The organism is Polycladomyces subterraneus, from assembly GCF_030433435.1.
GTDB lineage: Bacteria > Bacillota > Bacilli > Thermoactinomycetales > JIR-001 > Polycladomyces > Polycladomyces subterraneus.
In genome coordinates, this window is record NZ_JANRHH010000038.1 from 79,846 (window position 1) to 98,579 (window position 18,734).

Sequence of the window (18,734 nt, forward strand, 5' to 3'; positions counted from 1 at the left end):
GCTCCCCTTTCGTCAACGCTCAGTCGTTTCATAGTCGCATTCGGTACAGTGAATCACGGATTCGTTCTTTTTCTTTTTGATCACCATCAAGTTGTCGCAACGGGGGCATGGACGCGGTGCCGGCTGATCCCATGAAACGAAATCGCATTCCGGGTACCTGCTGCAACCGTAAAATGTCCGACGGCGTTTGGTTTTACGTTCCACGATTTCACCCTGCTTGCATTTGGGGCAGGTCACACCCGTCGATTTGAGTATCGGCTTGGTGTTACGGCAATCCGGAAAACCGGAACAGGCCAGAAACTTGCCGTAACGGCCAAATTTGTATACCATCGGACGACCGCACTTCTCACATGATTCATCTGACACTTCGTCCTGGATCTCGACCGTTTCCATTTCTTTTTCCGCCACATTCAACCGTTCACGGAACTGACGGTAAAACGCGTCCAGCACCTTGACCCAGTCTACCTTACCTTCTTCTATGTGGTCCAATTCCTCTTCCATATTGGCTGTAAACTCTACGTTGAGAATTTCGGGGAAGAATTCCTCCATCAGTTCGATGACGATCTCCCCCAATTCGGTGGGAATGAATCGTTTGTCCTCCAACGTGACATAACCACGCTTCTGGATGGTTTCCAGTGTCGGCGCGTAGGTACTGGGGCGACCGATCCCCAATTCTTCCAACGTTCGCACCAGTCTCGCCTCCGTATAGCGAGGAGGCGGCTGGGTGAAGTGCTGTTTGGGTTCGATCGATTTCCTTTTCAGGACTTGCCCCTCCTCCAACGGAGGCAGGAGTTTGTCCTCCTCTTTTTGGTTATCGTCGTTGCCCTCCACGTACACCTTCATGAAACCGGGGAATTTCACCTTGGAACCGGTAGCGCGGAACACCGCGTCTCCGGCGTGCACCTCGCAAGAGATGACATCCAGCACGGCCGGCGCCATTTGACTGGCCACGAACCGCTCCCAAATCAGTTTGTACAACCGGAATTGGTCACGGCTCAGATACGGCTTGACCTGACTTGGTGTACGCATAACCGAGGTGGGCCGGATCGCTTCGTGAGCATCCTGCGCACCGGCGCTCTTTTTGTGCGACCGGGGCTGAGACGGCACAAAGTTTTCCCCGAACTGTTGCGCAATGTATTGCCGCGCTTCCGTTTGCGCCACTTCCGACACCCGTGTCGAGTCCGTCCGCATGTAGGTGATCAACCCGACGGAACCTTCTTTGCCCAACTCCACCCCTTCGTACAGCTGTTGTGCCACCGACATCGTTTTGGCCGCGCGGAAATTGAGCTTACGGGCCGCTTCCTGCTGCAGGGAACTGGTGATAAACGGCGGAGCCGGGTTGCGTCTACGTTCACTTTTTTTGATCTCCCCGACGACGAACCGCTTTCCTTTAATCTTCTCCAGCAGTTGCTTTACGTCATCTTCGGATTTCAACTCGGCCTTGTCCTTGCCGTAGCCGTAAAATTTGGCCTCGAACGGTTCATCGCCGGCCAACAGCACGGCAGTGACCGTCCAGTACTCTTCGGGCTGGAAGTTTCGGATCTCCTTTTCCCGGTCAATGATCAGCTTGACGGCCACCGACTGGACCCGACCGGCACTCAGTCCTTTCTTCACCTTTTTCCACAGCAAGGGACTGATGCCGTATCCCACGAGCCGATCCAAAATTCGGCGCGCCTGCTGGGCATTGACCAAATCCATGTCGATTTTGCGCGGATGCTTAAACGCTTCGCGTACGGCTTGCTTGGTGATTTCGTTGAACACCACCCGGCAGGGCTTATCCAACTCCAGATCCAAACTGTGCGCCAAATGCCACGCGATCGCTTCCCCCTCACGATCCGGGTCAGCGGCGAGATACACGCGTTTGACTTTTTTGCTCGCTTCGCGCAGTTCTTTCAGCACACTTCCCTTTCCCCGGATGGTGATGTATTTCGGTTCATAACGGTGTTCGATATCTACGCCCAACTGGCTTTTGGGCAAATCCCGCACGTGTCCCATCGATGCTTTCACGATATAATTCTTGCCCAAGTATTTCCCGATGGTTTTGGCTTTGGCGGGCGATTCGACAATCACGAGCGAATCGGCCATCCCGTGCCCTCCCCTCATATGAAACCGTTCCTATTATTTCGGATGTCAACCGCCAATGTCAAATCAATACCCCGGGCGGTTGTTCGTAACATATACCACGCCGAGCAACACAAATCCTACATTTACCCGCATATACGATTTCTGAGCTCGTTCCGTAGGCGAATCCGGTGGATATCGCGATATCACGGGCATGATTTCCCGGCGCGCTCCACCTGCACCCTGCAATGAAGGGAACCAAGGCCACTCCGAACCGGAAAGCGCAGGACGTGGCCAAGTACGCTTCGCTTAGAGGAAATTGCTCTGTCGGTCGGCCATAGGTCGTCGCTCACTTGAGAAAACATTGCCTCCTGCACGACCGATAGTCGACCTATAGTCGCTCAATTAGAAATTCAGCCCCGCTTCCGAAATCGCGAGTGGACAGCCACTTTGTAGCAGTCTTATTAGTTCTTTCCCAATCCTTACCCAACTACCAACATCTCATACACCTATCTGAGAATATGTATATGCCATTCACATACGAACAAACTGCATTCCCGGCAATTGCCGGATGCACCGTTTCAACTGCAAGGACAATAAGACAGAATGAACCGCTTCGGCCGGAATCGGACACCGATTCATCACTGTTTCCAATGAAACGGGGTCGATTCCGATAAGCGCGAACACCTCTTCCTCCACCATCAGGGAAGAATCGGCTTCCCCAAAAGATTCGAGAAGAGGTGCCGGCATCAGATGAGTGAATTCTTCCCAAATGTCTTCCACCCGTCGCACACATTTGGCCCCTTCCTGAATGAGGCGGTGCGTGCCCGGACTTTGGGTCGACGTGATCGGTCCGGGTACCGCGAACACCTCCCGTCCTTGTTCCATGCTGCAGTCGACGATGATGAGCGACCCGCTCCGCTCCGCGGCTTCCACCACCACCGTGCCGTATGACAATCCGCTGATGATGCGATTGCGTTGAGGAAAAAGACCGGGATGCGGTCCCGTGCCCGGCGGCATCTCCGAGCAGACTGCACCGTGTCGGATCAATTCGTGATACAATGAATGGTTATTTCTCGGATATACCACATCGACGCCCGTCCCCAATACAGCCACGATCGCCCCGTTTTGCCGCAATGCGCCGCGATGGGCTTCACTGTCAATCCCCGTCGCCATTCCACTGACCACCACCCAGCCGGCGCCAGCCAACTGTTCCGATAACATGCGTGCCGCCTGGCGGCCGTAAGGCGTCGGCTTACGCGTCCCCACCACGGCAATGCCCGGGCTGTCAAGGAGCGATACATCCCCTTTGACATATAACACCCAAGGAGGTTGCGGGATCTCCCGCAGCAAGGATGGGTAATCGTCATCCCACAATGTAACCGCACGGATCTCCCTTCTTTGCAATTCCACCTTTACTTCACGGACAAACGCCGGGGTACATTTTTCCCTTATCCGATCCAATCGCTGTTGCGATACGCCCATCGCCCTGGCCGCCTCCATCATGGCCGAGGACATCGGATTCGACGGCACCCAACCGGTACGATGCAACCGATCGATGGTATGCCAGCCCGCTCCCTTCACCTGGTGCAAAGCGATCCATGCACCCGCTCCTCCACGGTTCCACCCCGCTTACCGTTGAATAAAAAAGGGGACCATGCCGTGCAGGTCCCCTGAAAAAAGCCATGATGTCATTTCTTCGTGATGCAGGCTTCCAGCAAGCCGTTCTCTTTCAGAACCTCGACCAGCGTCTCGCCGATGGCGGCCGGAGTGGGTGCCACTTTGACCCCGCACTCCTCTAATTTTGCGATTTTTTCCGCCGCGGTACCCTTACCGCCGGAGATGATGGCGCCCGCATGCCCCATCCGTTTACCGGGAGGCGCCGTTTGTCCGCCGATAAACCCGACCACCGGTATGTCCATGTTGTCCCGGATCCATTCGGCTGCCTCCTCTTCGGCGGTACCGCCGATTTCACCGATCAGGATGACCGCCTTGGTGTCCGGGTCTTCCTGGAACGCTTTCAAGCAGTCGATGAAGTTGGTGCCGTTCACCGGATCTCCGCCGATCCCCACCGCCGTGGATTGCCCGATGCCGCGGGTGGTTAGCTGATGCACCGCTTCATAGGTGAGCGTGCCGCTGCGGGACACGATCCCAACGTGACCCGGGGTGTGAATGTATCCGGGCATGATGCCGATCTTGCACTCACCCGGCGTGATGACTCCCGGACAGTTGGGTCCGATCAGACGCGTCTTTTTGCCTTCCATATACCGCTTCACTTTTACCATGTCCAGTACCGGGATGCCTTCGGTGATGCAGACGACCAGGTCCAGTTCCGCATCCACTGCTTCCATGATCGCGTCTGCAGCGAATGCCGGCGGCACATAGATCACCGACGCATTGGCTCCCGTTTTTTCCACCGCTTCGGCCAAGGTATTGAATACCGGCACGCCTTCCACTTGGGTGCCCCCTTTTCCCGGGGTGACGCCGGCCACGATTTGGGTGCCGTATTCAATCATTTGCTTGGTGTGGAACAAACCGTTGGAACCGGTGATGCCCTGCACGATGACTTTGGTGTCTTTATTGACGAAAATGCTCAACTTCGAACCCGCCTTTCCAGATGATCTCGTTTTGCGTCACTTCACCAGCGAAACGATTTTTTGCGCCGCGTCGGCCATCGAATCGGCAGCTACGATTTTCAAGCCGGATTCGTTCAGGATCTGTTTGCCTTTTTCCACATTGGTTCCTTCCAGCCGCACCACCAGAGGCCGGTCCAGCCCCACCTGTTTGGCCGCTTCCACGACGCCGGTGGCGATCACGTCACATTTCATGATGCCGCCGAAAATGTTGACCAAAATCCCCTTCACGTTGGGGTCCGCCAAGATGATCTTGAAGGCCTCGGTCACTTTTTCGGTCGTCGCGCCGCCGCCCACATCCAGGAAGTTGGCAGGTTCGCCGCCGTAATGTTTGATGATATCCATCGTCGCCATCGCCAGGCCGGCCCCGTTCACCATACAACCGATATTGCCGTCCAGGGCAATGTAGTTGAGATCGTATTTGGAAGCTTCCACTTCTTTCGGATCTTCTTCGTCCAGATCGCGCAACTCCACGATGTCGGGATGGCGATACAGGGCGTTGTCGTCGAAGTTCAGCTTGGCATCCAACGCCATCACGCGACCGTCTGCCGTCGTGACGAGCGGGTTGATTTCTGCCAGCGAACAATCTTTATCGACGAACGCTTGGTACAAGCCCATCATGAACTTGACAGCCTGGTTCACCCGATCGCGGGGGATGTTGATCGCATAAGCGAGACGACGGGCTTGGAACGGCAGCAAGCCAACAGCCGGATCGATCGTTTCCTTGAAGATTTTTTCCGGTGTTTTGGCCGCCACTTCTTCAATCTCTGTTCCACCTTCTTCGGAAGCCATCATCGTCACGCGACCTTTGGAACGGTCCACGACCATGCCGACGTAGTATTCTTTCTCGATTTTGCATCCTTCTTCGATGAGGAGGCGCTTCACTTCTTTTCCTTCCGGGCCGGTTTGGTGGGTGACAAGCACTTTGCCCAGCAATTCCTCCGCATACGCGCGTACTTCATCCAAACTGCGCGCCAGCTTCACTCCACCCGCTTTACCGCGGCCGCCGGCGTGAATTTGCGCTTTGACCACCCACAGATCGCCGCCCAACGCCCGGGCCGCTTCCACCGCTTCCTCCGGGGTGAAAGCGACTCGCCCGTTCGGCACCGCAACCCCGTACTGTTTCAGCACCTCTTTGCCCTGGTACTCATGTACGTTCATGCTCCATCCCCCTATCCTGGTGTTCTCCCCCGTCGCGATCGGTTTGCGCAGGTTGTCTGGGAGAAACGACTTCCAATAATCAGTTCATTTCAAACAATCAAACAGCAGAAAGAAACCGAAAGCGCTTCTTCCGGCACTATTGCAAGTATAGCGTAAGCGCTCGGGATTGCCAACCGCCCGGCACGCAACAAAAACAGAGGGCGCGACATCCTGACTCGGCCCTCTTACTCCCGCCACGCGCGGGACATTAACCCTTGACGAAATAGCTGATGATACCGGCGATCAAGGCGATCCCCATAAAAAAGGCAATAGAGACACCTGAGCCGACCATCATGTCGAGCAAATCATTTTCTTGGTTCTCGTCGGGACGCGGTTGCATATGGGAAGCCATGGTTTGAACCTCCTGTCTGTTTGCCCATGCTATTTGTTCGCATGGAAGCGTTACCTCATCATCCACTCATCAGTATAGCACGGTTTCACCGCTTTCGGAAACCTTCTTCGTGCGGTCGACCTTTTGCTTCACTCCTCCACCGAGCGGACATCGACCAGACGATTCAGCGGTACCCGTATCCTGCCTTCTGCTTCGCACACTTCGATCCATCCCTGTTCGGGACGAATCCGCCCGACGCGGCCTTGGACGACATAGGGGCCATCAGGATGGAAAATGGTCCAGCACAGTGTCCGACCTTCCCTCATGGCTTTGGATACCAACCGGTCGATCTCTTCCCATCGCTGTTCGTCCAATACGGGGGGAGTATGCCGTTCCCGTTTTCTTTCACGGTACAACGCTGCATGTTCCGGAAGAAACATCCGGTGTCCCTCCCACAGTTTATTGCCGCGATCCATGCCGCCGCTCCCCCCTCTGTGCGGCCAAAATATGATCCCGCCGGAAAGTACGCACGGCTTGTCGTTCATAACAATAAGCTTGGACCGTTTCTGCCGTCATCCGGTAAATCCGTATCTGTCGTTGAGTGATCGCACCCGCTCGATTGTCCATGTAAATGATCTCTACCGGTTCATTTCTACGAACCGCCTGTTGAAGCACGATGTCCACCATAACCCTACACCTCGATGTGGAACATACGACAGAACGTTTGTTCTTATTATATGCACCACCCATCCTATGATACAATCTCCAATTTATCCCATGAAAATGGATGAAAAATTTGTGTGCCGGTGATATTGAAAATAACCTTTCCAAAAGGAGGTCTGGTGATGTCACCAAGACGTTTTTGGCTGTATTTGGTGTTAGTCCTATTCTTGACAGGTGCCGTCTATATAGGGGAAGCGCCGTTTGTGGCGCGCGACGCTTCTGCCGGCCAACCGACCACGACATCAGAAAAAACGTTTTATATGGTAACAGGTGAAGTCAAGGGTCGATACCAAGGCAAAAAGTTGGAAGCATACCGGTGGGACCCCGGTATGATCGTGGTTCACCAGGGGGATCGCGTTCATCTGGTCATTCGGGGCGTCAGCGGCAAAGAACATCCGTTTTCCATCCAAGGATACCACGTACGCGGCAATGTCAGACAGGGACAAATCACGCGTGTCTCCTTTACAGCGAACAAACCCGGTACGTTTCAACTGATATGCCACACTCATCCCACCGCTGAAACCAATGGTCCCATGATCGGGTATATCGTCGTTTTGCCGCGTGGAACGAAATGAAGACCAAAAGGCGTGATTTTCCGCTGAATCGGTGGAAAAACACGCCTGTTTTATCCGCATATCAAACACACTTCTCATGAACCCCTATTTCCTCCTGGATCTTAAATTGTACCTTGACAATGCACTCATCATGCGGTAAATGAAATATATACTCCGTTATAATCTATTTATGGAGTGTATGTTTCAAATGAGGTGACAATAATGGAAAACAGTTCATTCCTCCGCAAGACTGCTCGTTCTGCCCAAATATATCGTGAGGCGGCCCGGTGGATACCGGGTGGAGTAACAGCCAACATCAAATACTTCGATCCCTACCCCATCGTCATGGACTCAGCCTCCGGCACTTACCTGTACGATGTTGACGGCAATCAGTATATCGATTACAACCTATGTTACGGAGCGCTCATTTTGGGGCACGGGAATCAAAGCGTTATCGATGCCATCAACCAGGCATTCGCCCGAATCGGTACTCCGATCTTCGGAACTCCCCATCGCTTGGAAACGGAGATGGCCCGCGTATTGGTCGACATGTATCCCGGGATCGAAAAGGTTCGCTTCACCAATTCAGGATTGGAAGCCACATTGCTGGCTATTCGTTTGGCCATGGCGTGGACCGGGAGAAAAAAGTTGGCCAAATTTGAAGGTCACTATCATGGCAGTTATGATCAAGTGCTGATCAGCGTAAACCCCCAACAACGAAATCTCGAACGGCATCCGGTAAAAACGCTAGATTCCCTCGGTCTGCCTGATTATTACGCAGAAAATATCGTGGTCCTTCCATTTAATGAATGGGACCAAACAGAAGAAATCCTCCATCAACATCGTCATGAAATCGCCGCTGTGATCATGGAACCCATCCAAGGAGGATTTATTCCACCAGATGAAACTTTCCTGAAAAGGTTACGGGAACTCACACACCAATATGGGATGGTACTGATATTTGACGAGGTGAAGACAGGATTTCGCACCGGATTGTCAGGAGCACAAGGAATATACGGAGTGGTCCCCGATTTGACCGCCCTCGGAAAAGTGTTGGGAGGCGGTTTTCCTGTCGGAGCTGTCGGAGGTTGGGAGGAAGTGATGGAATTATGTTCACCCGCCAGTGGAGTGGACATTCTGACGACTGAACAGCAACCGCCGTCTCTTGGTCAGGACCAACCCTTATTTCACAGTGGCACTTATAACGGTCATCCAATTGTCCTCACCGCAGGATTGGCCACGATCCAAGTACTTCGAAAACCCGGCGTCTATCCGCAATTGGAGGCAACCACGACACAACTGCGCAACGGAATGGAGGAAATCTTGAACCGCTATGGGATCGCATGTCAGACCGTCGGCGTGGGCAGCATTTTCAATCTGGTGCTATCGGATCTGCCTGTCCGCCGTATCCAGGATGTCTTGGAGTCGAATCTGACCTTGCGGAGGAAATTGGACACCCAGTTGTTAAACCAAGGAATTTTCATCAAACCGCTCAATCGTTTCTCTCTATCAACGGCTCATACCCCCGAAGTGATTGATGAAACACTGGAACGATTTGAGCTTGCCGTCAAAAGTCTGGTGAGAAAGTAGGGATACCCGTGTCCGACAAGCATGACGTTTTTCAAAGAATACGGGAGAAAATCAGCCGGATGAGCAAAGCACAACGGCAAATTGCAGCTTATATCGAGGGACACCCGGATACCGTACCGTTTTTGACTACGGCCCAATTGGCCAAACAAGCAGGTGTGGGCGAAGCGACCGTCATCCGCTTCGCTACCACCCTCGGATTTGCGGGATTTACGGAAATGCAACGCAGTTTGCAAGAGCAGCTTCGCAAACGCGTCACAACGGTCGAGCGGTTGGACTTGGCGGAAGAACTGTACTCCGAAGAACAACGCATCGCCTATGAAGTTTTGTCCGATGATCTGTCCAATTTGAAACAAACCATTCAGATGTTAGACCCCGACATGTTCGGCAAAGCCGTTCAACAGATACACCAAGCCAAATCCGTCACCATCATCGCATTCCGCAGCTCCCATGCTTTGGGTTCATTTCTGGCGTTTTACCTGCATTTGCTGAAGAAAAACACCCGGCTGATCACAGAATCCGATACGATGTTCGAACAACTTTCCACCCTGGGTTCGAATGATTTAGTCATTGGAATCAGCTTTTCCCGCTATACGTCACGAACGGTTCAAGCCCTCCAATATGTGAGGAAACGAGGAGCGAGGACATTGGCGATTACCGATTCCCACCGTTCACCCCTTGCCAGCACATCCGATCTCTACTTGATCGCTGCGAGCAACTCGCCTTCTTTCCTCGACTCCTTTGTCGCTCCACTCAGCCTGATCAACGCGTTGCTGATCGCGGTTTCTAGGATGGATAAACAGGAAATCACCCGTCATCTGAAAAATATGGAGCAATTGTGGGAGATGGAAGGGATTTATTATCCTTCGGAAAACAAAAAACGGTAAGCAGATCGAGAGGAAGTGGGAACCCGGTGAAGAAAACAACTTGCGACTACCACTACGATTGGGGAAGCGCGGCCATATATCCCGTCGAGTGTGGAATCCGCATACTCTGGCATCAACCTGGATAAAGAGGGGGAATCGCTTTGCATATCCAATTTGATACACCCCACCAGTATGTGTTTATCCACGAACATGTGCGTCATCTCTTGTTGGTATGGCCGAAAGAAGAAAAAACCCAGCTATATGTGGCGGAATGGAAGGATGATACCCTGTGGTTGCGTTATCCCGGGGAAACCTACACAGAAACGGTCTGGGATCAGGTAGAACCGTTTTTCTTCCAGATACTGAAGACGGAAGACAGAGAGATCCATGCCGTTTTGGGTGCCACCTTCCGCCACGACAACAGGTTGTATGCCATGTATTACAATCGTGATCATCCGGATGACGACCTCTATTTTTTCGAAATTCGCTCACAACGTCTGCATGAAATCCCGGATGAGGAATATGAAAACGTCGTTCAGGCTTTTCTCTTGGAGTATCCGGAATACATGGAAAAAGAAAAGTGACGGGAACTGGCTGTCAATGGTTCCCGTCACTACCGTACCCCTGTGAAATCCTCTCGCCAAATTCCGGCGGTATGGATTGCCTAAATCCTTAAGCGACCTCTGAGCTTTGCGGTAATACTCACACTGAAGGAACATTCCCCTTCGCCGCTCCCGGCAACGGATCGGGAAAAGTGGACCAATCGGACTTTATCTCCTCATCGGTTAACAAACACGCATCCAAGTCGCGCTCCACTTGTAGCCGATCCATATCCACCCCGATCAGCACCAACTCCGTGACGCGATCTCCCCAAATGGGGTGCCATCGCCGTGCTGTCTCCGGTTCCGCCGCCATCACCTGCTCAATCTCTTCTTCCGACAGGGCGGCAATCCAATGGCCCATTGGTCCCACTTGAATGGATGGTCCCGCCTGCGAGAGCAGCACGGCAGTGTCATGGCGCGTGGCGAGCCAAATCATGCCTTTTGCGCACACGATTGTTTCCGGCCACTCTTCCATCCAACGGGCCAACCGTTCGGTATGAAACGGTCGCCGCCGCCGGTAGACGAAAGAAGAAATGCCGTACTCCTCCGTTTCAGGAGTATGGCTCTATTTTTGCAATTCCTGGATCCAACCGGCCGCCTGACTTGCCCGCTCCAGATCAAACAAGCCTGTGTTCAGGATTTCCGACGGGTTGATACGGCCGTGAGAAGTGCGGATCAGTTTGGCTTGCGGTTGCAGTTTGCGCAAGACAGCCTCCAATTGTTGCAACTCCGTCTCCTCCACCAGATCGCATTTGTTGAGGATCATGACGTCGCAAAACTCAATCTGGTCAATCAACAGATCGGACACATCTCGTGTGTCATCTTCACTTACTGCCTGCTGACGGTCCAACAAGGTTTCGCCCGAAGCGAAATCATGCCAGAAACGGTACGCATCCACCACGGTCACCATGCAGTCCAGCCGGCACAGTGACGAAAGATCGATACCTTGTTCCTCATCCAAATAGGTGAAGGTCTGGGCTACCGGCACCGGCTCGCTGATCCCTGACGACTCAATCAATATGTAATCAAACCGGCCCTGCCTGGCCAACCGCTCCACTTCCCGCAGCAAATCCTCCCGCAGCGTGCAGCAGATGCACCCATTGGACATCTCCACCAATTTCTCTTCCGCCCGGGACAAAAAGCCGCTCCGGTCGATCAGTCCGGCATCCACATTGATCTCGCTCATATCATTGACAATCACAGCCACTCTGAGCCCTTGCCGGTTTTGCAGAACATGGTTGAGAATGGTCGTTTTCCCTGATCACAAGTAACCGCTCAATACGGCGACCGGTATTTTCCCTTTCATTTTTCTCCTCCTAATCGAATTAATTCCTGATTTCTACGACACGAATCTCATTTTATACAAGAAAATACGTTTTGTAAATCGTAATAATTACGTTTTACAGACAAAAAAGAAGTCACCTTACTCGGGTGACATGACACATTAACCACCATATGCCCAAACCAAAACACCCACAAAACCGGCGCACGCCGCCAAACCAGCCAACCATACCGCACCGTAAGCCGAACGTCGCTGGCGGTACAACAACGGAATCATCGCCAGCAATATCAGCGCCCATAATACCAGCAACCCACCGAGGAGATATCCCTGCCATTCCGCACGTAGACCAGGATACCATTTCCCAGGAAACAATCCCTCAAACAATGGTGATACACCGACAGCCTGTACTGTTTCCGCCACGGTGTGCGGCGCTGCTTCCTGACTCATCCATGCGGTGATCGCCACCACCAGCAATATCTGGACCGCTTCCGCGCGCATCCAAGGCAGTGGATTCACCTCTTCTCCCCGCGCCAGTTTTCGGCGAATCCATCCCCCATTCACCCCGGCCGTGACCAAAACTCCCGCCGTCATCCACTGTTTGAGCAACAACGCTTCCCCGTAAGGCAATACCCAGGAAGCGACATACTCGGGATCAACGGTGCCCATCAATCCCCAACCGGCCAGAATGACAGCCGTCACGCAACCGATCGCCGTTGGAGTAAACCAACGAAGAAAAGAAAGCCAACGCGCGGTGTCTACAGTAAAGAATCCGACCACCATCAATCCACCCGCCCATACACATACCGAGGTCAGATGGACCGATTGCAAAACCCAACCGCTGATATCTGAGACGGAGGCGACGTGCCCCATCCACGACTTGATCAGGATCAACATCCATGTACCAAACAAGGCCCAACCGGCCGTCCATTTGGAGCTGCGTACATCCCGAACCTGAAGAAACAAGGCGAGCAACACCGACACTACCAACAAACCCAACCACACTTGCCCTGTACGCGAGAGAAACACCCCCAGTCGAACGGCCTCCATACACCCCGTATCCGGTTCCAAAAAAAGTACCAGACGAAGGACGGGAACAAAAGAACCAAGGCCCGCGATCAGAGCAACCAAGGGAAACAATCGGTGTGGGAGAATAACCACCGGTTTGTAATCGTCCGCCACCAGTGAAAGAAGCGCCCCGCCCGTCAACAGGGCGAGGCACGTCACTGCCATCGTCTCGGCCAATGTTTGAACCCATGCGATCATGCTTTTGGCTTCCTCCAGAACAGCCAGCCCACAATCACCGCGGTACTGAGTACCAGGATGGCCACCACCCAGATCACGGGGGAAGAAGTGGATCGTTTCACCGGAGCGGCATGTTGGTCGTGATGCGGCGTAGGCTGTTGTTTGGGTACGGGCGACGGTTTCTGACCGGCCGATGTTTTACCAGCTTTCACCTCAAAGTGAAATGACCCTTGCATCGGATGACCGTCCAATCCGATGATTTTCCACTTGGCAGTATAATGGCCATCCGGCAGGGCGGGACCCAATGTCGCTTCCAACGTATCCCCTTGAACCTTGACGGAAGACGGTTTTAATGTGTGCCCAGCTTCGTCACGGAGTTCCACCGAGCCACCCTGTTCAATGCGCTCCTCAAACACCAACGTGAGCTTCTGCACAGGTTGCGACACCGTTTCCCCGTCGCTGGGTGTTGATTGTTTCAGATGTGTGTGGGCCGCCGCCAATGAAGGCACGAGCCAGATACACAAGCACAACCCGATATACCTGATCCATTTTCGGTTCACATTTACCACCTCGTCCAAACAGCCTGTACGTTGCTCTCATCCTCCCTATAATATAACACCCATTCGGTGAAATCCTCATGACTTTCACAGAAGATACGATAAAACGTCACGGGATTTCACCAAAGACCCGTATGAAAATCACCGCTAACCTCGAATTTTCTGATAAGAACTTTGCTAACAGGTGTCATCCAGAATATCGTCCAGACGACAACAAAAGGAACTCAATTTATCTTAATTTAAAATATTTTGATATGTTATAAACTATTGATAATGTAAACGTTTTCAATTATAATCAACTCAAGTTGGACACCAGGGAAGCTGTCGTGATTCGGCGTAGGCGGGACCGATAAGATGATCAGAGTACACGAAACTAGTATTCACATTGTTTTTTTATATTCAATAACATTTAATTTTTTAATAACCCCAGAAACATCACCTTTGACTCATACAGCGGCAGACGAGAAAACTCGTCTACTTTTCCTAAAAGCGATTGTTCATGAATCTGTTATCTGTCTTGATGCGAAATCTATGCTATATCAATCATCCGAATAGTCGGTATTATCAATGGAAGATCTGCTACAGAAAAGTGGATTAACTGATCAAAAGGAGTGTTACGAATATGACAAAGATAACTAACTATTCTTCTTTAAGTTCCTCATTTTCTTGGGAGACTATACTGAATCACTATGACTGGAATCCTCGTGAGCGTTTCAATGTGGCACACGAGGTATGTGATCGCTATGCTGATGATCCTTCTCGAATAGCCATATTCTATGAGGACCAGTTTGGCAATCAAAAAACCACATATCGAGAACTGCGTGATTGGTCCAATCAGATGGCCAATGTATTTCGCAAGCTTGGTATTAAGCGAGGAGACAGGGTTTGTGCACTGCTTCCGAAGAATCCTGCACTGATCGTGTATATTCTAGCTGCTTGGAAAGTAGGTGCAGTTTACGTTCCACTATTTACAGCGTTTGGTCCGCAAGCGATTGAATATCGGATCAACCATTCTGAAGCAAAGGTGATTATAACCAATCAAACTCATCGTCCCAAATTACCACCAAAAGAAAATGTCCCTCATTAGAGCATATTTTCGTAATTGATGGAACCCCGAATCCGTGTGATTTGCCTTTTTGGGATATCCTTGCACTCGAGTCACCTGAACATCCGACAGAAGAAATGACAGTAGACGATCTGTTGGCTATACAGTATACATCAGGATCCACCGGTATGCCTAAGGGAGCCATGTGGTCACACAATATGCTTATTAATATATCCGTATATGCGTTATGCGATTGATCTGCGAGACGACGATATTTTCTTAGGCGGTGCGGATCCGGGCTGGGCTTATGGTCTGATTTTTTGCACATTTTCTCCCATGTGCTTTGGCGTTCCGATTGTTTTTTACGAAGGACCATTTAAGCCAGAAACCTATTATTCGCTGATGGAAAAATACAGTGTAACGAATTTTGCGTATGCCCCAACGGCCTATCGAGCAATGGTAGCATCAGGATCACAGGTAATCAGCAAATACCATATTAAAGTACGAGCCATGAGCTCTGCTGGTGAACCTCTTAACCCTGAGGTGATACAGTTTTTCAAAAAACATCTAGGAGTAACAGTGAAAGACCACTACGGGTTATCTGAAACATTGATGCTAATAGGTAATTTTAACGCAATCGATACGGAGATCCGTCCGGGGTCGATGGGATTTGCTTTACCAGGTTTTGAAGTCGCTTTATTCGATCATACAGGTGTACCAGTAGCTGATGGTAGTGTGGGGCAAATTGCGTTTAATACTGATTCATTTCCAAATGTTTTCAAAGGATATTGGAAAGATCCTGATATGACTGCGGAAAAAATGTTGGGAAAATGGTTCTTGACAGGTGACCTAGCATCCAAAGATCGAGAAGGGTACTTTTGGTTCCAAGGTCGGGCTGACGACATAATTTCAAGTGCCGGATATCGAATTGGACCTTTTGAGATTGAAAGTTGTCTACTAGAACACCCGGCTGTAGTAGAAGCAGCCGCTGTTGGAAAACCAGATCCCATGAAAGGGGAAATAGTAAAAGCGTTTGTTGTACTAGCAGACGAATTCACACCTTCGGATGAATTGGCACAAGAGTTGTCCCTATATGTAAAAAAACGCCTTTCAAAACATGAGTATCCGCGTGAAGTTGAATTTGTAACTGAATTACCCAAAACTCCTAGCGGTAAGATTCAACGGTTCATTCTCCGAAACCAAGAAATAGAAAAAAATAACGCTTTGCAACAAACACAAAACTAAAAGGCAGGAAATTCCTACAGTTTCCTTCATAAACTCAAAATGACTTGAGCGCCCTAAGTGGTGTCTCAAGTCATTTTTCCATTTACTAGGTATATGGCAGCGAAATCGAGCTTCACTCCCTCTCGACACGGCAAAGGCCAGATTAGGTCTAGATACCAGCTGGGTTTTTGTATTGTAGACGCCCGAAAGTTGTATCAGAATGAAAGGATGATCAACTCTATACCGATTCCATATTGGAACGAATTTGCAACGCAACACGGTCAAGTTCTGAGCGTTCCGGATGGTTCGAGTAGCATCCATCGATCCGGAATGAATCTCCCTTAAAACGCGGAACTACATGCAGATGGCAGTGAAATACATCCTGAAATGCGGCTTCCCCATCGGCTAAAAGTAAGTTGATCCCTTCACAGTACACTCTGGACAAGCGAATCGCATTCGCAATTTTCTTTGCTACCGTCATCATACGCGCAACAACGGAGTTCGGCACCTCGGACAATGACTCATAGTGCACTTTCGGGATTACAAGGGTATGTCCGGGATTGATAGGAGCGATATCAAGGAAAGCAAGGATTTGATCATCTTCATAAACGATACTGGCTGGTTCATCCTTCTGGACGATGGAACAAAAAATACAGGAAACCTGGCGATCTTCCAGCATAGGGTTCCTCCTTTACACGGACCCAGGGGTTTTGCATCTATTGTACTACTGCATTTCATTTGGGAAACAGCTTAATCTAAAAAACAAGACCAATACGCTTCATTTGAATGCACAAGCACCTTGGCTTTGCAAGTTGCAAGTAAATGTCAAAGGGTTGAGGTAACAAGATGAAATCAGAACATTTAGCTGGCTAAATGAGAGCAAGAGCGGGGCAAAGATTCAATTCCTCACAGGGTACAACACACCCATCAACCCCGCATAAAATCTACACTTTTTATCCTTATAAACTCTATAAACAGTTACAGAATGTCTCAATAGGGTAATTGGAAACTTCCAAAATCGTCACTTGATGTCCAGCTTCTTTTAACATCATACCGGCGACCAATCCCGCCATACCCGCTCCGACAATTCATCACCTTTCGGCGATTTCGCTTCCCCTAGACTGCGGCGGATAATAGAAACCATTTGATCCGGGTTCAGGGAGACCATCATGCCCCCTCCTTTTTAACCCCGATATCCGCTAAGTAAAAAAGACCATATACGCTATACTGAACGAGGTTTTTCGCCCAATTAATCGGATAATAGGCACTTTACATATTTCGTACTTACCCATATGCACGTACAAATAACCTGTGAGTGGTAGTTCAAGCTCCGTAATTAGAAAGGAGGTCTGGTTTTGATGACTTGCCCCTCTTTTTTCCAACCCCCCACCAGTCCTTTTTCGACGGGTGGTAGTGGGCCTTTTAATATTACCACCGCTGATTTTAACGGAGACGGAAAGCCGGATCTGGCGGTTACAAACCAATCCTCCGATACGGTGTCCGTCTTTTTGGGCAATGGGGCTGGAGGTTTTACCCCTGCCCCCGGAAGCCCCTTTTCCTCTGGGGGGAATCGTCCTACCGGGATCACGACCGCTGATTTTAACGGAGATGGAAAGCCGGATCTGGCGGTTACGAATGCTAATTCCAATACGGTGTCCGTCTTTTTGGGCAATGGGGCTGGTGGATTTACACTCACAAGCTCCTTTTCCTCTGGAGGAGTTCGTCCTAACAATATCACGACCGCTGATTTTAACGGAGACGGAAAGCCGGATCTGGCAGTAACTAATTTTATTTCCAATACAGTGTCTGTCTTTTTAGGCAACGGAGCTGGTGGTTTTTCACCCGCCCCGGGAAGCCCCTTTGCCTCTGGGGGTACTCGACCTCAAGGATTAACAACCGCCGATTTCAACGGAGACGGAAAGCCGGATTTGGCACTTACAAATGCCAATTCCAATACGGTGTCCGTCTTTTTGGGCAATGGAACTGGAGGCTTTACCCCTGCTCCGGGAAGCCCCTTTGCTTCTGGGGGGAATGGTCCTATTGGGATCACGACCGCTGATTTTAACGGAGACGGAAAGCCGGATTTGGCGGTTACAAACGAGAGTTCCAATACGGTATCCGTCTTTATAGGCAATGGGGCTGGAGGCTTTGCCCTTGCTCCGGGAAGCCCCTTTGCCTCTGGGGGGAGTGGTCCTATAGGCATTGTGTCTGCGAATTTAAATTGTAATGGAATTGCAGATCTGACGGTCACAAATCAAAATTCCAACAATGTCTCGATTCTAATTGGTAATGGAAACGGTACCTTTCAACCCGCTGTCACCTTTTCAGTAGGATCCGCACCCATTGGACTCACGAGCGCTGATTTTAACGGGGATGGAAGGTCTGATCTGGCTACCGCTAACTTTAACAGTAATAACGTCACTGTTTTGATTAACAATTGTGTGCCGGTTCCCACTTGCCCCAGCAATATCACGGTGAGAAATGATCCCGGCCAATGTGGAGCGGTCGTGAATTACCCTACCCCTACTTCCAATTGCCCAGGGGTTACCGTGACTTGTTCTCCTCCCTCGGGTTCCTTCTTTCCTGTGGGAACCACCACGGTGACCTGTACCGCGTCGGATGGGACGGGGAACACCGAAAGTTGCGCCTTTACAGTCACGGTGCAGGATACGGAACCGCCGACAATCACTTGTCCTGCTAATATCACCGTCTCTAATGATCCGGGGGAATGCGGAGCCTTCGTGACATTTCCCGATCCGACGGTCACTGACAACTGTCCCGGTGCAACAGCCACCTGCACACCAGCGTCTGGAACCTTCTTCCCCGT

General features: G+C 51.0%; 16 protein-coding genes and 2 pseudogenes. 6 read left to right on the top strand and 12 right to left on the bottom strand.

Annotated elements, in window-relative coordinates; translation table 11 throughout:
- Window positions 1-12: 12 nt before the first annotated feature.
- The 7 genes from topA to NWF35_RS11280 form a co-directional block, all read right to left on the bottom strand.
- Window positions 13-2,085, bottom strand: a complete 2,073-nt coding sequence (gene topA / locus NWF35_RS11250) for a type I DNA topoisomerase (RefSeq protein WP_301239175.1) — start codon at window positions 2,083-2,085, stop codon at window positions 13-15.
- 510 nt (window positions 2,086-2,595) lie between these two features.
- The gene (dprA, locus tag NWF35_RS11255; RefSeq protein WP_301239203.1) at window positions 2,596-3,645 is read right to left on the bottom strand and encodes a DNA-processing protein DprA; all 1,050 of its coding nucleotides are present in this window, start codon (window positions 3,643-3,645) and stop codon (window positions 2,596-2,598) included.
- 107 nt (window positions 3,646-3,752) lie between these two features.
- Window positions 3,753-4,658, bottom strand: coding sequence for a succinate--CoA ligase subunit alpha (sucD, locus tag NWF35_RS11260; RefSeq protein ID WP_301239176.1), 906 nt, complete (start codon window positions 4,656-4,658; stop codon window positions 3,753-3,755).
- A 36-nt stretch (window positions 4,659-4,694) separates the two neighbouring features.
- Window positions 4,695-5,855: an ADP-forming succinate--CoA ligase subunit beta gene (gene sucC, locus NWF35_RS11265; RefSeq protein WP_301239177.1), complete on the bottom strand. Its 1,161-nt coding sequence runs from the start codon at window positions 5,853-5,855 to the stop codon at window positions 4,695-4,697.
- A gap of 247 nt (window positions 5,856-6,102) precedes the next feature.
- On the bottom strand, window positions 6,103-6,246 hold the full coding sequence (locus NWF35_RS11270) for a hypothetical protein (protein WP_301239178.1): 144 nt from the start codon (window positions 6,244-6,246) through the stop codon (window positions 6,103-6,105).
- 128 nt (window positions 6,247-6,374) lie between these two features.
- On the bottom strand, window positions 6,375-6,701 hold the full coding sequence (locus NWF35_RS11275) for a YolD-like family protein (RefSeq protein ID WP_301239179.1): 327 nt from the start codon (window positions 6,699-6,701) through the stop codon (window positions 6,375-6,377).
- On the bottom strand, window positions 6,685-6,912 hold the full coding sequence (locus NWF35_RS11280; RefSeq protein WP_301239180.1) for a WYL domain-containing protein: 228 nt from the start codon (window positions 6,910-6,912) through the stop codon (window positions 6,685-6,687). The genes NWF35_RS11275 and NWF35_RS11280 overlap by 17 nt, the downstream gene beginning before the upstream one ends.
- A 158-nt stretch (window positions 6,913-7,070) precedes the next feature.
- On the opposite strand from NWF35_RS11280, the gene NWF35_RS11285 reads away from it, so the two are divergent.
- From NWF35_RS11285 to NWF35_RS11300, 4 genes are all read left to right on the top strand, one after another.
- Window positions 7,071-7,523: a cupredoxin domain-containing protein gene (locus tag NWF35_RS11285; RefSeq protein ID WP_301239182.1), complete on the top strand. Its 453-nt coding sequence runs from the start codon at window positions 7,071-7,073 to the stop codon at window positions 7,521-7,523.
- A gap of 201 nt (window positions 7,524-7,724) precedes the next feature.
- Window positions 7,725-9,092 (top strand): aspartate aminotransferase family protein, encoded by a 1,368-nt coding sequence (locus NWF35_RS11290; RefSeq protein ID WP_301239184.1) that lies wholly within the window; start codon window positions 7,725-7,727, stop codon window positions 9,090-9,092.
- A gap of 8 nt (window positions 9,093-9,100) precedes the next feature.
- Window positions 9,101-9,976: a MurR/RpiR family transcriptional regulator gene (locus NWF35_RS11295; RefSeq protein ID WP_301239186.1), complete on the top strand. Its 876-nt coding sequence runs from the start codon at window positions 9,101-9,103 to the stop codon at window positions 9,974-9,976.
- 140 nt (window positions 9,977-10,116) lie between these two features.
- On the top strand, window positions 10,117-10,539 hold the full coding sequence (locus NWF35_RS11300; protein ID WP_301239187.1) for a hypothetical protein: 423 nt from the start codon (window positions 10,117-10,119) through the stop codon (window positions 10,537-10,539).
- Window positions 10,540-10,657: 118 nt separating this feature from the next.
- Here the strand turns inward: NWF35_RS11300 and NWF35_RS11305 are convergent.
- The 3 genes and pseudogenes from NWF35_RS11305 to NWF35_RS11315 all read right to left on the bottom strand — a co-directional run bounded on the left by NWF35_RS11305 (window position 10,658) and on the right by NWF35_RS11315 (window position 13,641).
- Window positions 10,658-11,863 (bottom strand): annotated as a pseudogene (locus tag NWF35_RS11305) (GTP-binding protein).
- A gap of 138 nt (window positions 11,864-12,001) precedes the next feature.
- The gene (locus NWF35_RS11310; protein ID WP_301239188.1) at window positions 12,002-13,102 is read right to left on the bottom strand and encodes a copper resistance D family protein; all 1,101 of its coding nucleotides are present in this window, start codon (window positions 13,100-13,102) and stop codon (window positions 12,002-12,004) included.
- The gene (locus tag NWF35_RS11315; RefSeq protein WP_301239190.1) at window positions 13,099-13,641 is read right to left on the bottom strand and encodes a copper resistance CopC family protein; all 543 of its coding nucleotides are present in this window, start codon (window positions 13,639-13,641) and stop codon (window positions 13,099-13,101) included. The genes NWF35_RS11310 and NWF35_RS11315 overlap by 4 nt, the downstream gene beginning before the upstream one ends.
- 619 nt (window positions 13,642-14,260) lie before the next feature.
- Between NWF35_RS11315 and NWF35_RS11320 the strand changes: the two are divergent.
- Window positions 14,261-15,928 (top strand): annotated as a pseudogene (locus tag NWF35_RS11320) (acetate--CoA ligase).
- Between the two features lie 217 nt (window positions 15,929-16,145).
- Here NWF35_RS11320 and NWF35_RS11325 read toward each other — a convergent pair.
- Both NWF35_RS11325 and NWF35_RS11330 read right to left on the bottom strand, forming a co-directional pair.
- Window positions 16,146-16,586 (bottom strand): HIT family protein, encoded by a 441-nt coding sequence (locus NWF35_RS11325; RefSeq protein ID WP_301239191.1) that lies wholly within the window; start codon window positions 16,584-16,586, stop codon window positions 16,146-16,148.
- Window positions 16,587-16,875: 289 nt separating this feature from the next.
- Window positions 16,876-16,980, bottom strand: coding sequence for a hypothetical protein (locus tag NWF35_RS11330; protein ID WP_363321612.1), 105 nt, complete (start codon window positions 16,978-16,980; stop codon window positions 16,876-16,878).
- A gap of 285 nt (window positions 16,981-17,265) precedes the next feature.
- Here NWF35_RS11330 and NWF35_RS16875 point away from each other — a divergent pair.
- Window positions 17,266-18,734: FG-GAP-like repeat-containing protein (locus tag NWF35_RS16875; protein WP_363321613.1), on the top strand; the 1,469-nt coding region annotated here is incomplete at its 3' end.

What these genes read in the sequence shown, in the direction of transcription:
- topA (WP_301239175.1), bottom strand. Translation starts at nt 2,085, where the DNA reads ATGGCCGATTCGCTCGTGATTGTCGAATCGCCCGCCAAAGCCAAAACC.
- sucC (WP_301239177.1), bottom strand. Translation starts at nt 5,855, where the DNA reads ATGAACGTACATGAGTACCAGGGCAAAGAGGTGCTGAAACAGTACGGG.
- NWF35_RS11270 (WP_301239178.1), bottom strand. Translation starts at nt 6,246, where the DNA reads ATGGCTTCCCATATGCAACCGCGTCCCGACGAGAACCAAGAAAATGAT.
- NWF35_RS11275 (WP_301239179.1), bottom strand. Translation starts at nt 6,701, where the DNA reads ATGGATCGCGGCAATAAACTGTGGGAGGGACACCGGATGTTTCTTCCG.
- NWF35_RS11280 (WP_301239180.1), bottom strand. Translation starts at nt 6,912, where the DNA reads ATGGTGGACATCGTGCTTCAACAGGCGGTTCGTAGAAATGAACCGGTA.
- NWF35_RS11285 (WP_301239182.1), top strand. Translation starts at nt 7,071, where the DNA reads ATGTCACCAAGACGTTTTTGGCTGTATTTGGTGTTAGTCCTATTCTTG.
- NWF35_RS11290 (WP_301239184.1), top strand. Translation starts at nt 7,725, where the DNA reads ATGGAAAACAGTTCATTCCTCCGCAAGACTGCTCGTTCTGCCCAAATA.
- NWF35_RS11310 (WP_301239188.1), bottom strand. Translation starts at nt 13,102, where the DNA reads ATGATCGCATGGGTTCAAACATTGGCCGAGACGATGGCAGTGACGTGC.
- NWF35_RS11325 (WP_301239191.1), bottom strand. Translation starts at nt 16,586, where the DNA reads ATGCTGGAAGATCGCCAGGTTTCCTGTATTTTTTGTTCCATCGTCCAG.
- NWF35_RS11330 (WP_363321612.1), bottom strand. Translation starts at nt 16,980, where the DNA reads ATGGCGGGATTGGTCGCCGGTATGATGTTAAAAGAAGCTGGACATCAA.